The 13,753-nt window shown below is 66.7% G+C and carries 14 protein-coding genes; 8 read left to right on the forward strand and 6 right to left on the reverse strand.

Annotated elements, in window-relative coordinates; all coding sequences use genetic code 11:
* Positions 1–59: 59 nt before the first annotated feature.
* Positions 60–1,355 (forward strand): MFS transporter, encoded by a 1,296-nt coding sequence (locus tag LFT46_RS07650; protein ID WP_236821754.1) that lies wholly within the window; start codon positions 60–62, stop codon positions 1,353–1,355.
* A 148-nt stretch (positions 1,356–1,503) separates the two neighbouring features.
* On the opposite strand, the gene LFT46_RS07655 is transcribed toward LFT46_RS07650, so the two are convergent.
* Complete coding sequence (locus tag LFT46_RS07655; protein ID WP_236801948.1) at positions 1,504–1,890, reverse strand: DUF1844 domain-containing protein; 387 nt, start codon at positions 1,888–1,890, stop codon at positions 1,504–1,506.
* A gap of 401 nt (positions 1,891–2,291) precedes the next feature.
* Here LFT46_RS07655 and infC point away from each other — a divergent pair, with 401 nt between their 5' ends.
* The 4 genes from infC to LFT46_RS07675 all read left to right on the forward strand — a co-directional run bounded on the left by infC (position 2,292) and on the right by LFT46_RS07675 (position 5,124).
* Entirely contained in the window at positions 2,292–3,302 is a 1,011-nt protein-coding gene (gene infC, locus LFT46_RS07660; protein ID WP_236821755.1) for a translation initiation factor IF-3, read from the forward strand.
* A 119-nt stretch (positions 3,303–3,421) separates the two neighbouring features.
* On the forward strand, positions 3,422–3,616 hold the full coding sequence (gene rpmI, locus LFT46_RS07665) for a 50S ribosomal protein L35 (protein WP_009358635.1): 195 nt from the start codon (positions 3,422–3,424) through the stop codon (positions 3,614–3,616).
* 122 nt (positions 3,617–3,738) lie between these two features.
* Complete coding sequence (gene rplT / locus LFT46_RS07670; protein WP_018763610.1) at positions 3,739–4,128, forward strand: 50S ribosomal protein L20; 390 nt, start codon at positions 3,739–3,741, stop codon at positions 4,126–4,128.
* 69 nt (positions 4,129–4,197) lie between these two features.
* On the forward strand, positions 4,198–5,124 hold the full coding sequence (locus tag LFT46_RS07675) for a TrmH family RNA methyltransferase (protein ID WP_236821756.1): 927 nt from the start codon (positions 4,198–4,200) through the stop codon (positions 5,122–5,124).
* Between the two features lie 125 nt (positions 5,125–5,249).
* On the opposite strand, the gene LFT46_RS07680 is transcribed toward LFT46_RS07675, so the two are convergent.
* Both LFT46_RS07680 and LFT46_RS07685 read right to left on the reverse strand, forming a co-directional pair.
* Positions 5,250–5,525, reverse strand: coding sequence for a GlsB/YeaQ/YmgE family stress response membrane protein (locus LFT46_RS07680; protein ID WP_159632311.1), 276 nt, complete (start codon positions 5,523–5,525; stop codon positions 5,250–5,252).
* 152 nt (positions 5,526–5,677) lie between these two features.
* Positions 5,678–6,886, reverse strand: coding sequence for an MFS transporter (locus LFT46_RS07685; protein ID WP_236801952.1), 1,209 nt, complete (start codon positions 6,884–6,886; stop codon positions 5,678–5,680).
* Between the two features lie 168 nt (positions 6,887–7,054).
* Between LFT46_RS07685 and LFT46_RS07690 the strand changes: the two genes are divergently transcribed.
* Positions 7,055–7,510, forward strand: a complete 456-nt coding sequence (locus LFT46_RS07690; RefSeq protein ID WP_272910828.1) for a (deoxy)nucleoside triphosphate pyrophosphohydrolase — start codon at positions 7,055–7,057, stop codon at positions 7,508–7,510.
* A 64-nt stretch (positions 7,511–7,574) separates the two neighbouring features.
* Here the strand turns inward: LFT46_RS07690 and LFT46_RS07695 are convergent, their stop codons facing one another.
* From LFT46_RS07695 to LFT46_RS07705, 3 genes are all read right to left on the reverse strand, one after another.
* The gene (locus tag LFT46_RS07695) at positions 7,575–8,693 is read right to left on the reverse strand and encodes an Rv2578c family radical SAM protein (protein WP_236821757.1); all 1,119 of its coding nucleotides are present in this window, start codon (positions 8,691–8,693) and stop codon (positions 7,575–7,577) included.
* A gap of 78 nt (positions 8,694–8,771) precedes the next feature.
* Positions 8,772–9,428: an SIMPL domain-containing protein gene (locus LFT46_RS07700; protein WP_236801954.1), complete on the reverse strand. Its 657-nt coding sequence runs from the start codon at positions 9,426–9,428 to the stop codon at positions 8,772–8,774.
* Positions 9,428–9,877 (reverse strand): hypothetical protein, encoded by a 450-nt coding sequence (locus LFT46_RS07705; protein ID WP_236801955.1) that lies wholly within the window; start codon positions 9,875–9,877, stop codon positions 9,428–9,430. The genes LFT46_RS07700 and LFT46_RS07705 overlap by 1 nt, the downstream gene beginning before the upstream one ends.
* Positions 9,878–10,077: 200 nt before the next feature.
* Here LFT46_RS07705 and pheS point away from each other — a divergent pair, with 200 nt between their 5' ends.
* Positions 10,078–11,139, forward strand: coding sequence for a phenylalanine--tRNA ligase subunit alpha (gene pheS, locus LFT46_RS07710; RefSeq protein WP_236801956.1), 1,062 nt, complete (start codon positions 10,078–10,080; stop codon positions 11,137–11,139).
* Between the two features lie 2 nt (positions 11,140–11,141).
* On the forward strand, positions 11,142–13,685 hold the full coding sequence (pheT, locus tag LFT46_RS07715) for a phenylalanine--tRNA ligase subunit beta (protein ID WP_236801957.1): 2,544 nt from the start codon (positions 11,142–11,144) through the stop codon (positions 13,683–13,685).
* The last annotated feature ends 68 nt before the right edge of the window (positions 13,686–13,753 follow it).

Here is a 13,753-nt window from a genome sequence, read left to right on the forward strand (position 1 = left end):
CCGCCAGCCGGATGGGTGATCCCCGCCGGGATTGCGGCGCACCCTGAAGGACCGCTTTCGTGAATTTCGCTCTCTACCGGGAGTTGCTCGCCATCCGGCCTATCCGCCGGCTGCTGCTGGTGGGCATGGTTGCCCGGATCCCGCACTCGGCCGCCGGCGTCCTGCTCACCCTGCACATCGTCCTCACCCTGGGCCAAGGCTATGCCGCGGCCGGCGCTGCCGCGGCCGTCATGACCATCGGCATCGCCCTCGGAGCGCCCTGGCGTGGGCGGCGTGTGGACACGGTGGGGCTGCGCACCGCGCTCATCCCCTCGGTGATCTCAGAAACTGTGATCTGGGCTGTGGTGCCGCACGTGTCCTACCAATGGCTCCTTCCGCTGGTCTTCGTGGGCGGCCTGCTCACGCTGCCCATCTTCAGCGTGGTCCGGCAGTCCCTTGGTGTCCTGGCCGAGGGCGACCAGCGCCGCACCGCCTTCGCCCTCGATGCCATCACCACCGAAATGGTGTTCATGATCGGCCCGGCCGCCGGCGCGGTTGTAGCCACCAGCGGCTTCACCACTGCCGGCCTCACGGTCGTGGGCGTGGCAACGTCCCTTGCCGGGCTGTTCCTCATGTGGTTCAACCCGCCCACCCGCAGCCAGGGACTGACAGTCGAATGCGCGGAGGATGAGCAGCACGCCGCCGAAGTAGCGGTCGTGTCCACGGCTCCGGCCCATGTACAGGAAGCCGCCGCGGAGCTGGCCCCCGCCGGAGCTGCCACCAGCGCCGCACAGGGCCTGAGGAGAAGGCTGGCGGGTGGCTTCTCATGGTTCACCGCCACGGTCGCGGCACTCTTCGCCGTGGCCGCCGGCGCCGGAATGGTCCTCAGCGGCACCGACGTCGGCATCGTCGCAGCGCTGGAAATCGGCGGACACCAACGTGAAATCGGCATCGTGTTCGTCTTCTGGTGCGCCGCTTCGGTGGTGGGCGGCTTGATTTACGGCGCCATGCACCGGCCCATCCCGCCGATCTTCCTGCTGCTGGGCATGGCCGCCCTGACCCTGCCCATGGCTTTCGCGCACGACACCTGGACGCTGGCCTTCGTCTCCGTCCTGCCGGGCCTGCTGTGCGCCCCCGTGCTCTCCGCAGCCTCCGAAAAGGTGGCGGACCTGGTGTCGGAGGAGCGGCGCGGGGAGGCCATGGGCTGGTACGGGTCGGCCCTGACCGCCGGCGTTGCCCTGGGTTCCCCGCTGGCCGGAGTGTTCATCGATGCCATGGGGCCCTCCGGAGGTTTCGTGTCCGTCGGCGCCGCGGGCGTGGTGCTGTGCCTGGTGGGCCTGGCGCTCCAACAGCGCCGTCGCAGGGCTGCTGCCTAAGCAGTGCCCTTTCATCGATTGCTGCGTAGTTGTCCTTTTGGCCCCTCCAAACGGCAGTTACGGAGCAATGGGTGGTGTTAAAGCGCGACGGCGGGACGACCTTCAAGAGGCCGTCCCGCCGTCGGGCGTTGCTTGGGGGAGTTCTTCCTTAGTTCACTGCCCCGGTGTACTTTTCACCGGGGCCCTTGCCCGGAGCGTCCGGAATCAGCGACTCTTCGCGGAAGGCCAGCTGGAGGGAACGCAGGCCGTCGCGCAAGGGACCGGCGTGCTGGGAGCCGATTTCGGGGGCGGCGGCGGTGACAAGGCCGGCCAGTGCCGTGATCAATTTCCGGGCCTCGTCCAGGTCCTTCAACTCGGCTGCGTTGTCTTCCTCGGCCAGGCCAAGCTTTACCGCGGCGGCGCTCATCAGGTGAACTGCGGCCGTGGTGATGACCTCGATGGCGGGAACTTCCGAGATGTCCCGGATCTGTTGGGAAACGTCTGCGCCTGCGTCGCCGGGTTCGAAGACGTACGAATTGCTGTCTGAGGTGCTCATACTGGTAAGCTTGACACAGACCGACTGGATGTCGTTATTTCAGGGATTGTCCCAAACAATCAGGTTCCCACAGCGTTTTCGGGCGTTGGCGGGAATTTTTTCTGTAGAATGGCATGCAGTTTGCAAGCGGAGTTCTCTCCCACCCGCGTCAGCCGCTGTCCCAGGCGTTCCATTGGAACGTGCAGGGGACGCAAGGTTGCCGGGTACTTGGTTGGGCATGGGCCGGCATTTGCCGGGACTGTGCATGTGCGGCCCCTTCACGGGGTTGCTTAGCCAACCTCTTTGAGGCCTTCGATTGCTCCGGCAATTGGGGGCCTTCTCTATTTGCCGGAAACAACAACAAACACAGGAGCTTTAACATTAGCGAGCCAAGAATCAATGAGCGTATCCGCGTCCCCGAGGTGCGGCTGGTCGGACCTGCAGGTGAACAGGTAGGAATCGTCCGTATTGAGGATGCCCTGCGCCTGGCTGCCGAATCCGACCTTGATCTCGTTGAAGTTGCACCTCAGGCGAAGCCTCCGGTGTGCAAGCTGATGGACTTCGGCAAGTACAAGTACGAGGCCGCGGTCAAGGCACGTGAGGCCCGGAAGAACCAGACGAACACCGTTCTGAAGGAAATCCGCTTCCGCCTGAAGATCGACACCCACGACTACGAGACCAAGCGCGGGCACGCCCTTCGCTTCCTCGGTGCCGGGGACAAGGTCAAGGCCATGATCCAGTTCCGCGGCCGTGAGCAGCAGCGTCCGGAGATGGGCATTCGCCTGCTCCAGCGCTTCGCAGACGACGTCGCCGAAGTTGGCGTGGTGGAGTCCAGCCCCCGCATCGACGGCCGCAACATGGTCATGGTGGTTGGCCCGCTGAAGAACAAGGCCGAGGCTAAGGCTGAAGCACGGCGTGCCACGCAGCGCGCCGAGGCCAAGGCACAGAACGAAGCCAAGGCTTCCGGACGCGTTGACACCTCCGGCGAGGACCAGGCCCCCATGACGCAGTCACTGGCGGACCTCCTGCCGGAAGGCTTCACTGTGTCCACCGAGCCCGAGGCTGCCGCTCCGGAGCAGGAAGCACCGAAGCAGGAAGCCCCTGAGGCTGCCGCCCCGGAGCAGGAAGCTCCTAAGGCTGCCGCTCCGAAGCAGGAAGCTCCTAAGGCTGCCGCTCCGAAGCAGGAAGCTCCCAAGGCTGCCGCTACGAAGGCCGCGCCGAAGCAGGAAGCTCCCAAAGCGGCTGCGCCGAAGGCCGCTCCGGCGCCGAAGCCTGCAGCGGCTGCCAGCCCGGAAGCTGCTGCCCCGGCGGCGCCCAAGCCTGCTGCTGTGCCTGCTCCGCCGAAGCCGGTGGCCAGGCCTGCCGCGCCCAAGCCTGCTGCGCGCCCTGCCCCCAAGGCAGTGCCGAAGCCGGCCGGCAAGAAGACCAACTAGTTCACAGCTGCCGGGGGTACGCCCTCCGGCAGTCAGCAACCAGCATGCTGCCCGCAGGGGCGGCTGCGCGATAGAACTGCGGCCTCCGGGCCAGCAGAAACGTAAGGAGATCGGTTCCCATGCCGAAGATGAAGACCCACAGTGGTGCCAAGAAGCGCTTCAAGCTGACCGGCAGCGGCAAGCTGCGCCGCCAGCAGGCCAACCGCCGCCACTACCTGGAGCACAAGTCCTCCCGCCTGACCCGTCGCCTTGCCGGCGACAAGATCGTCTTCAAGGGCGATGCCAAGGTCATCCGGAAGATGCTCGGCATCTAGTTCCCAAGTTTTATTGACGGGCCGCCCCCTGGTGGCCGGTCACCTGCCAAACAGCCTTCTCAGGCCGCCGCCGGATTTCCGGCAACAGATGCTTGGGATCAGATTTTCGAAGGAGTACGCACGTGGCACGTGTGAAGAGGGCGGTTAACGCCCACAAGAAGCGCCGGGTTGTCCTTGAACGGGCAAAGGGTTACCGCGGACAGCGTTCGCGCCTGTACCGCAAGGCCAAAGAGCAGCTGCTGCACTCGTTTGTGTACAGCTACGGCGACCGCAAGAAGAAGAAGGGTGACTTCCGCCGCCTGTGGATCCAGCGCATCAACGCTGCTTCCCGCGCCAACGGCCTCACCTACAACCGCCTCATCCAGGGCCTGAAGGCCGCCGAGGTCGAGGTTGACCGCCGTATGCTGGCCGAGCTTGCCGTCTCCGACGCCAACGCCTTCGCCGCACTGGTCCAGGTGGCCAAGGACTCCCTGCCGGCAGACACCTCCGCCAAGAAGGTTGCCGCAGCCTAGCCAGTGCTGCCGCCCCTCCTTTGAGGGGCCCATTCAGGAACAGGTGGCAGCAGCTACTACAGTTCTTGTATGAACGAAACCGGGCGCCCGCAAGATCTTCCACTGTCCAACCCCCGAGCCGATCGGGTCAGGGACGTGGCAAAACTTGCAGGGCGCCCGGCCCGTTTAAAGCGCGGCCAGTTCCTGGCCGAAGGGCCGCAAGCCGTCCGGGAGGCACTCAAGCTCCACCAGCAGCGCCTTGCAGCAGGTGCTCCCGGCGTGGTCACGGAAGTTTTTGCCAGCGAAAGCTGCCTTGACCGTTATCCCGAGTTCGAAGAGCTCGCCCATGGCACCACGGCAAGGCTGGCAACCGACGACGTCCTGGCGGCCATGGCAGACACGGTCAATCCGCAGGGGATCGTCGCCGTCTGCCGCTTCGTTGATGTGTCCCTGGCGGATGTGCTGGATGCCGGCCCCCGCCTGATTGCCGTCCTGTGCCAGGTCAGGGACCCGGGCAACGCCGGAACTATACTGCGGGCGGCGGACTCGGCCGGCGCAGACGCGGTGGTCTTCACCGCCTCCAGCGTGGATATCTACAACCCCAAAGCGGTCCGGTCCACCGCCGGCTCGTTGTTCCACCTTCCGGTCGTCCTGGCCGCGGACCCTGCGGAGCTGGCTGCGGCATGCAAGGCCCGTGGCATCGGCGTCCTCGCCGCTGACGGATACGGACAGCTGGACCTGGACGTACTGCAGGACGAGAGCGCCCGGCGAAGGCTCACCGGAACTGGCCCCGGGTCCGCTTACGACCTCGCTGAACCGACTGCCTGGTTCTTCGGTAACGAAGCCCAAGGACTCTCCGACGAGGAGTTGGCGCTGGCGGACCACCGTGTAGCTGTCCCCGTGTACGGTGCCGCCGAAAGCCTCAACCTTGGGACCGCGGCTACGGTGTGCCTCTACGCCAGTGCCCGGTCCCAGCGCAGGGTTGAAGCTGCGGCGTACACCGGAGAGGTGGGGTAAGGCACTCGGCGGCAGGACGGCAAAAAGAAGGATCGGGGCATAAGAAAGGAACGACGGCGGCAATGCGGGGCACAAAGAAAGGCCCCGGAATTCCGGGGCCCGTCGGTTATTGATTGACAGAGCGATCAGGGTGCGCGGCTGGCTTTTCCGCGTCCGGTGACTGCTCCGTAGATGCCGGCGACAACCAGGCCACCGACGATAGCGAGAATCCAGGTGCCGAGGTCGAAGAAGGCAAGATCGCCCTTGTTGAACAGCAGGCTGCCAATCCAGCCGCCAACAATGGCCCCGACGACACCCAGGATGAGGCTGGTCACCCAGCCGCCGCCAACCCGTCCGGGCATCACGGCTTTAACGATGGCCCCAACAATCAGGCCCAAAATAATCCAAGCAAGAAAACCCATGTCTCCTCCTCATTATGACCGGGATTAATAGTCCCGATGTGGCTCAAGCTAACATAAGCCCCCCCTAAAGTCAGTAGCCCCGGGGGCGGCGTTGCAGCATCGTTAGGCCCCTTGGCGGCAGGCCATGCAGCGAAGGGCGTGCCCGTCGCGGCCTACGCAGCGAGCGGCCGTTTGCGTTCCATCAGGCCGCTGAAGAGGGCCACGCCGAAACCGAGGAGCGCCAGGACGGCGCCGACGAGCGCCGGGGCGGTGAAGCCCCAGCCGAGGGCAATGACCAGGCCGCCGAGGAACGCTCCCAAGGCATTGGCGACGTTCAGCGCGGCATGGTTCAGCGAGGATGCCAGTGACGGCGCGTCCGGCGAGGCGTCCAGCAGCCGGGTCTGGAGGGCGGGAATAAGCATGGAGCCGGAGGCGCCCACCACGAACACCATGACCATGGCGCTCCACGGCCAATGCGCGGCCACAGCGTAGACCACAAGGGCCACGGCAACGCCCGGGAGGACCCGGTACAGGGTGCCCATGACGGACTTGTCGGCCAGCCGGCCACCCACGATGTTCCCGGCCACCATGCCCAGCCCGTACAGCGCCACCACCAGAGGGATCAGTGCGGACGGGATGCCGGCCACCGCGGTCATGGTGTGGGCGATGTAGGTATAGGTGGCGAAGAAGCCGCCGAAGCCCACGATGCCCACCAGGAGTGCCAGCCACACCTGCAGCCGCTTGAGGGCACCAAGTTCACGCCGGATGCTCGCATCGGGGTGGGCGGCCTGGAAGGGCACGAACTTCCACACCATGGCCAACGCCAGCAGCCCGATTGCGCCCACCAGGACAAACAGCAGCCGCCATCCGAAGGTCTGGCCCAACCACGTGGCAAACGGTACTCCCACCACGTTGGAGACGCTGAGCCCCGCCATGACCATCGAGATGGCCCAGCCCCGCCGGCTGGCCGGGACCAGGGAGGCGGCTATGACGGCAGCAACGCCAAAGAAGGCCCCGTGCGGGAGGCCGGCGGCAAAGCGGGACACGAGCATCGACCCGTAGTCCGGGGCGACGAAAGAGCTCAGGTTGGCCACAGTGAAGAACAGCAGGAGCCCCAGCGCCAGTTTCTTGCGGGGGAGCTTGGCGCCGACGGCGGCCAGTAGGGGAGCGCCGACCACCACTCCCAGCGCATACGCGGAGATAAGGTGGCCGGCCTCGGGCGTGCTGATCCCCAGGCCCTGTTCCACTTCCTTCAGCAGGCCCATCATGGTGAACTCGGTGACGCCGATGCCCACGCCGCCCATGGCCAGCGCAAAGATGGCCATTCCGATATTGGGGGCCTTGGTGCCGGCTGCCGTGGACGGGGAAAGAACGCTGCTCATATGCCTGCTTTTCGAAGGTGGAACATGGAATGGACGGTGCCACGGCAATGGGGCAGGAAGATCCGGACAATGTGGCAAACCCCGCGCGGACAGGAGCTATTCCTGTTGCGTCGACGGGCTGCCGGATGTTGTTCCGGACATTCCCATTGTGGCCCATAGAATGAGCCGGTGACTGGACTGATACAGGTAGTGGGCGGAGCCGTGGTGGACAACCTGGCCCGGCCGGCGGCAATGCTGGTGGCGCGGCGGAGCGCGCCGGAGCATCTGGCCGGGTTGTGGGAGTTTCCAGTCGGCAAGGTGGAGCCCGGCGAGGAACCCGAATCAGCGCTGGCGCGCGAACTGGCCGAGGAACTGGGCATCGATGTCCGCCTGGGGCCGGAGCTGCCCGCGGAAGAACCTCAGGGCTGGCCCCTCAATGAACGCGCCAGCATGCGGGTCTGGTTCGCCGAAGTGACCAGCGGCGAGGCCATGCCCCTTGAAGACCATGACGAACTGCGCTGGGTGGACCTGCGAAATCGGGAGGCCGTCCTTGGCCTGCCCTGGATCCCGGCGGATTATCCGATTGTCAGCGCCCTCCTGGACTCTGTGGCGTTGCCGGTAGAGGAGCCCCTCACCCAGGACTGACCGGACAGGACTGAGCCCCAAAGGCCGGCCCCGGGACTGAGCCCTGCGACTGACACGCAAAAAGTCAGAACAGGGAGTCCTGCACTCCGGACCGCGACACCGAAGGCACGGCAGTGGAGCCACCCGGAACGGCAGCGGGGATGATGCCCGCCGGGTACTGCGCCTCTTCGACGCGTGGATCGTCCAAATTCGGTTTGTCCAGGTCGCGGTGGCTGAAGCCTGACGAATGCGAAAAGCCGTGGCGCGCCTTGAAGTACCGGACCCTGCCGGCGAGCCACGTCCGGTATTCCTTGGACGCGTAGGAGCCGGTGCCGTACAGCCGCCGGTAGCGGCCCGCCAGTTCGGGGTGGTTGGCCGCGATCCACTTCATGAACCACTCCTTGGTGCCTGGCTTCAGGTACAGGGCGCCCGCGGTGACTCCGGTGGCGCCCGCCGCCGCCAGCGAGCCGAACAGCGCATCGAGTGCCTCATCGCTGTCGGACAGCCACGGCAGAATGGGCATGGCCATCACACCGCACGGAAGTCCCGCTTCGCGGAGCCGGGACACCAGCCGGAGCCGGGCCCTGGGTCCGGGGGTTCCGGGCTCGATCGCCTCGGACAGTGCTTCGTTCGTCATGGCCAGGGAAATGCCGAGCCCTACCGGGACCTGCGTGGCGGCGCTCTTGAGCAGCGGGATGTCCCGCGCCAGGAGGGTTCCCTTGGTGAGGATGGACAGGGGAGTGCCGGACTCGGCAAGCGCCGTGATGATTCCCGGCATGAGCCGGTACCGGCCCTCGGCCCGCTGGTAGGGATCGGTGTTGGTGCCCAGCGCCACTTGCTGGCGCGTCCAGGAGGCCTTGTTCAGCTCCTTGCGCAGGACTTCCGCTGCGTTCACCTTGACCACCACCTGGTTGTCGAAGTCCATGCCGGCGTCGAAATCCAGGTACGTGTGGGTCTTGCGGGCAAAGCAGTAGACGCAGGCGTGGCTGCAGCCGCGATAGGGATTGACGGTCCATTCGAAGGGCATCTTGGACCCCGCCGGCACCCTGTTGAGCACCGATTTGGCAGTGACCTCGTGGAACGTGATGCCGGCGAACTCAGGCGTGGTGACGGAGCGGACCAGGCCCGCCAGCGGAAGCAGTGCCGGAGCGGCCGCGCCTGCGGGGTTGGGTGTGGGCACCAGTGCTTGCGCTTCCCATCTCATGCCTCCATTCGAAAACATGTTCGAATAGAAGTCAAGGCTGCAACGCGGGCCCTCCGCCTCACCCCTGCCCGAGGAGTGTCAGTGCTGCAGCTCCCACGTGACGGTCACGGCAGCCTCCACCCGGTTCTCGCCGGGCTCAAGGGCCACGGACTCCGTGGCGGAGGCCCGCTGCAGGCCGGCAAGCGGTACGGGCCCTGAAACCGGCCGCTGGTCTGCCACGGACAACACCCGTCCCAAGGTGCCCGAGGCCAGGGCGGCGTACTGCCCGGCGATGCGGAGCGCGTCCGCCCACGCGGCGTCCCGGGCCTCGGCCCGGATGGCGGAGTCGTCGGACAGGACCAGCTGCAGGCTGTTGAGCCGGGCAGCGTCCCCCGCCGCGTGGACGGCTTCCGAAACCGTGCCCGATGCGCTGCCCATGTCGCGAAGCTTCACCAGAAGGCTGCCGGCTGCCACGTAGCCCACGAGTTTCTGTCCTTCCCCGTCCCGCCAGGCAAGGTCGGCCCGGACGCTCAGCCCTGCGGTGCGGAGGTCGGCGGGGGCAACGCCGCGGCCGCGGAGCACCGAACCCACTGCAGCGAGGGCCTCGCCGGCTGCCGCATACGCTTCCTGGACCGACTCGGCGCGGCACTCCGCACCCACCGAAACCAGCACCAGGTCCGGGGCCGCCTCGGCGGACCCTGTTCCCGTCACGGTGACCGTTCCTGCTCCAACCTGTACGTGCGGGTCCGGACCCATCACGTCCGCCTTCCCGTAAGGGGGTAGCCGCCCGCGGCAAGCCCCGCCCGTCGTTCAAAGATGTTCGCCGTCCCCGGATTTCCGGTGCGCAGCACGGACCAGGCGGCAGCTGCCAGGTACAGCGGGACAAACGGCAGTCCCAGGCACCACGCGTACTGGCTGCAGTGCCGTTCCTCATGGCCCAGGAGCGCCGGACGGGAGACCAGCTCCTCGGCTGTGCTGCGGCACAGGACCACGTTGCCCAGGGTGTAGGCGTGCGCGAAGGGCAACCGCCAGCGGTAACCCGCGGCAATAACCATGCCGCGGGGACCGCGGCTGATGCGTGTCCGGGCGGCAAGCGCGACGGCGAGCCCGGCCAGGGTGCTCCCGTTGAGGAGGTTCGCTGCCCACCTGAGCCGCTGGGCCGTCGTCGGGCCGTCAAGGGAGCCCGTGCGCTGCCGCGAAGTCATGAGGCCATGGTAGCCGGAGGGTTCAACTAGACTGGAGGGCAGTGGCCGCCGGTCCTGCCGGCGAGCCCTGACCTGGTCATTGAATGCCCCTGATGTACAGCATTCATCCATGACCTGCCAGCGGCGGACGGCACCGGGCGGGAAACCGCGTGCGGCTGTCCCGCCCGCCGGCAGCCACGACTCGTAGCTAAGAACAGTAGATGACTGAAACTTTGCCGGGCGCCGCCATCCCGAACCCCACGGATGAGGCCGCCATCAACGCCGCTGTAGACCAGGCCATCACCGCCATCGCCGGTGCGGCCACCCTTGACGAGCTGAAGGCGGTGCGCCTTGCCCACAGTGGCGAGAAGTCTCCGCTCAGCCTTGCCAACCGTGAGATCGGCCGGCTGCCCAAGGACCAGAAGGCGCTCGCCGGAAAGCTGATGGGTGCCTCCCGCGGGAAGGTCAACAAGGCGCTCGCCGAGCGCGCGGAAGTGCTGGAAGCCGAAAATGACGCCCGGATCCTCGTGGAGGAGACCGTGGACGTCACCGCCGCTCCGCGCCGCCGCCGTGCCGGAGCCCGCCACCCGCTCTCCACGCTGCAGGACCGCGTGGCGGACATCTTCGTAGGCATGGGCTGGGAAATCGCCGAAGGCCCGGAGGTCGAATCCGAGTGGTTCAACTTCGACGCCCTGAACTTCAAGCCGGACCACCCCGCGCGCGAAATGCAGGACACGTTTTTCGTGGAGCCGCCCGAAGCCCACCTGCTGATGCGTACCCACACCTCCCCGGTGCAGGTACGCTCCATGCTGGAGCGCGAGGTGCCCATCTACGTGCTGTGCCCCGGCAAGGTGTTCCGTACCGATGAGCTGGACGCAACCCACACCCCGGTGTTCCACCAGTTCGAAGGCCTGGCCATCGACAAGAACCTCAGCATGGCGGACCTGCGCGGCACCCTGGAACACTTCGCCCGGCAGATGTTCGGCGACGAAGCCCAGATCCGGCTGCGCCCCAACTACTTCCCCTTCACCGAGCCTTCGGCCGAGCTGGACATCTTCCACCCGGGTGCCAAGGGCGGGCCGGCCTGGATCGAGTGGGGCGGCTGCGGCATGGTCAACCCCAACGTCCTGCGCGCCGCCGGCATCGACCCCGACGTCTATTCAGGTTTTGCCTTCGGCATGGGCATCGAGCGCACCCTCATGTTCCGCAACGAGGTGGGGGACATGCGCGACATGATCGAAGGCGATGTACGGTTCAGCGAGCACTTCGGGATGGAGATCTAACAGTGCGTATCCCACTTTCCTGGCTGCGTGAATTCGCGGCAGTACCGGCCGAAGCAACGGCCGAAGACGTCATGGCAGAGCTGGTCAAGGTCGGCTTCGAGGAGGAGGCGGTCCACCGCCCCACGGATACCCTGCAGGGTCCCATCGTGGTGGGCCAGGTCCTGAGCATTGTCAAGGAACCGCAGAGCAACGGCAAGACCATTAACTGGTGCCAGGTCCGTGTGGTCCCGGAGGGGCAGGAGCAGACGCTCACCGGCAAGGGCATTGACCCCTCCGGTGTGCAGGGCATCGTGTGCGGCGCCCACAACTTCGTTGAGGGCGACAAGGTAGTGGTCACCCTTCCGGGTGCCGTGCTGCCCGGCGACTTCCACATCGCGGCCCGCAAGACCTATGGGCACCTCTCGGCCGGGATGATCGCCTCCGTCCGCGAGTTGGGTATCGGCGAGGACCACGACGGCATCCTGGTGCTGTCCCGCATCGGGCTGGACCCCGAAGTGGGTACCGACGCCATGGAGCTGCTGGGCCTCTACGACCAGGCCGCGGAAATCAACGTCACCCCGGACCGCGGCTACGCCTTCTCCATCCGCGGTGTGGCCCGTGAATATGCGCACGCCACCGGAACCGCCTTCACGGATCCCGCATCCAGGGTGCAGGCTCCGGCGGAGCTTTCCGGCGGCTACGGCATCAAGCTCAATGACGATGCCCCCATCTACGGCAAGCCCGGCTGCGACCGTTTCGTGGCACGCACGGTTCGTGGCGTGGACGCCACGAAGCCCACCCCGCAGTGGATGGTGTCCCGGCTCCGGCTGGCAGGCATCCGCTCCATCTCGTTGCCTGTGGACATATCCAACTACGTGATGCTGGAACTGGGCCAGCCCACGCACTGCTACGACCTGGACAAGCTGTCCGGGGACATCGTGGTGCGCCGGGCCGCGGCGGGCGAGAAGATCACCACGCTGGACGGCAAGGAGCGCACCCTTGACGCCGAGGACCTGCTCATCACCGACGACTCCGGTGCCATCGGCATCGCCGGCGTCATGGGCGGCGCGGCAACCGAGGTGGGGGACTCGACGTCCAACATCCTCGTAGAGTCCGCGCACTTCGACGAGGTCTCCATCGGGCGCTCGCGCCGCCGGCACAAGCTGCCGTCCGAGGCATCCAAGCGCTTCGAACGCGGCGTGGACTGGCAGGTGGCCGGCGTAGCGGCGCAGCGCGTGGTGGACCTCCTGGTGGAACTGGCCGGTGGCACGGCGGACGAAGCCGGCACCGACGTCGGCACTGCTCCGGAAACCATCACGATCGATCTGCCCGCAGGCTTCGCTGCCGCACGCATCGGCATCGACTTCACCGAGGAACAGATCGTCACGTCCCTTGAAGACCTGGGCGCCGTGGTGGTAAAGCACGACGGCGGCTGGACCGTTACGCCGCCCAGCTGGCGCAGCGACTTGGAGACCAAGGAAGACCTCACCGAGGAGATCGCCCGGCTGGTGGGTTACGACAAGATCCCCGCCACGCTTCCGGTTGCCCCTCCCGGCCGCGGCCTCACCAGGGTCCAGCAGCAGCGCCGGCGCCTGATCCAGGCCTTGGCGGATTTCGGCCTCACCGAGGTCCTGGCGTACCCGTTCGTGTCCAAGACCGCCAACGACACCTTTGGGGTGGCGGAGCAGGGCGCGGAGCGGACCGCCGTCAAGCTCGCCAACCCCATCAGCGAGGAGCACGGCTACCTTCGCACGTCCATCCTGCCCGGACTGATCGAGGTGGCCAAGCGGAACCATTCGCGCGGCTTCCGCGACCTGGCCCTCTTCGAATCGGGCCTGGTGTTCCTCCCCGGCGAAAGCGTGGGCACAGCCTCCATCCCGCCGCTCGGAGTCAAGCCCTCCGATGAGGTGCTGGACGACCTGTTCGACGGCGTCCCGGACCAGCCGTTCCACGTGGCCGCCGTCCTCACCGGCCACGATTCCCCGGCCGCCGCGTCACACACACCCCGCGTATGGGACTGGGCCGATGCGCTGGACGTTGCCCGCCTTGCCGGCGACGTCCTCGGCGTGGACCTGGTGGTCAGCCAAGGCAGCCACCAGGCATTCCATCCCGGCCGCACCGCCAGGCTTGCACTGCGGACGGGTGAGACCGTGGGGTACGCCGGCGAACTGCACCCCAAGCTGCTGGCAGCCTCGGACATGCCCGCCCGTTCGGTTGCCGTTGAGATCAACGCCGACGCGCTGTTCGAGGCCGCACCCGACGTGATTGTGGCGCGCCACATCTCGACGTTCCCGGTGGCCACCCAGGACGTGGCGCTCGTGGTCCCGGCCGACGTGCCGGCGGACGCGGTTCTCGCCGCACTCCGCGAAGGTGCCGGTGAGCTGCTGGAAGACGTGGCGCTGTTCGACGTCTACGCAGGGAAGGGTATCGAGGAAGGCAAGAAATCGCTGGCCTTCGGGCTCCGTTTCCGGGCCGCCGATCGCACGCTGACCGCAGACGAAGCCTCGGCAGCCCGCGAAAGCGCAGTTGCACTTGCGGCCGAGCGCTTCGGAGCCGTCCAGCGCTAGCGGCACCCCCTCGAAAACGGAAGTCCCCGCAACCCTGATGGGTTGCGGGGACTTTCCAATGTTCGGCC

This window comes from Arthrobacter sp. FW306-07-I (assembly GCF_021800405.1).
GTDB lineage: Bacteria > Actinomycetota > Actinomycetes > Actinomycetales > Micrococcaceae > Arthrobacter.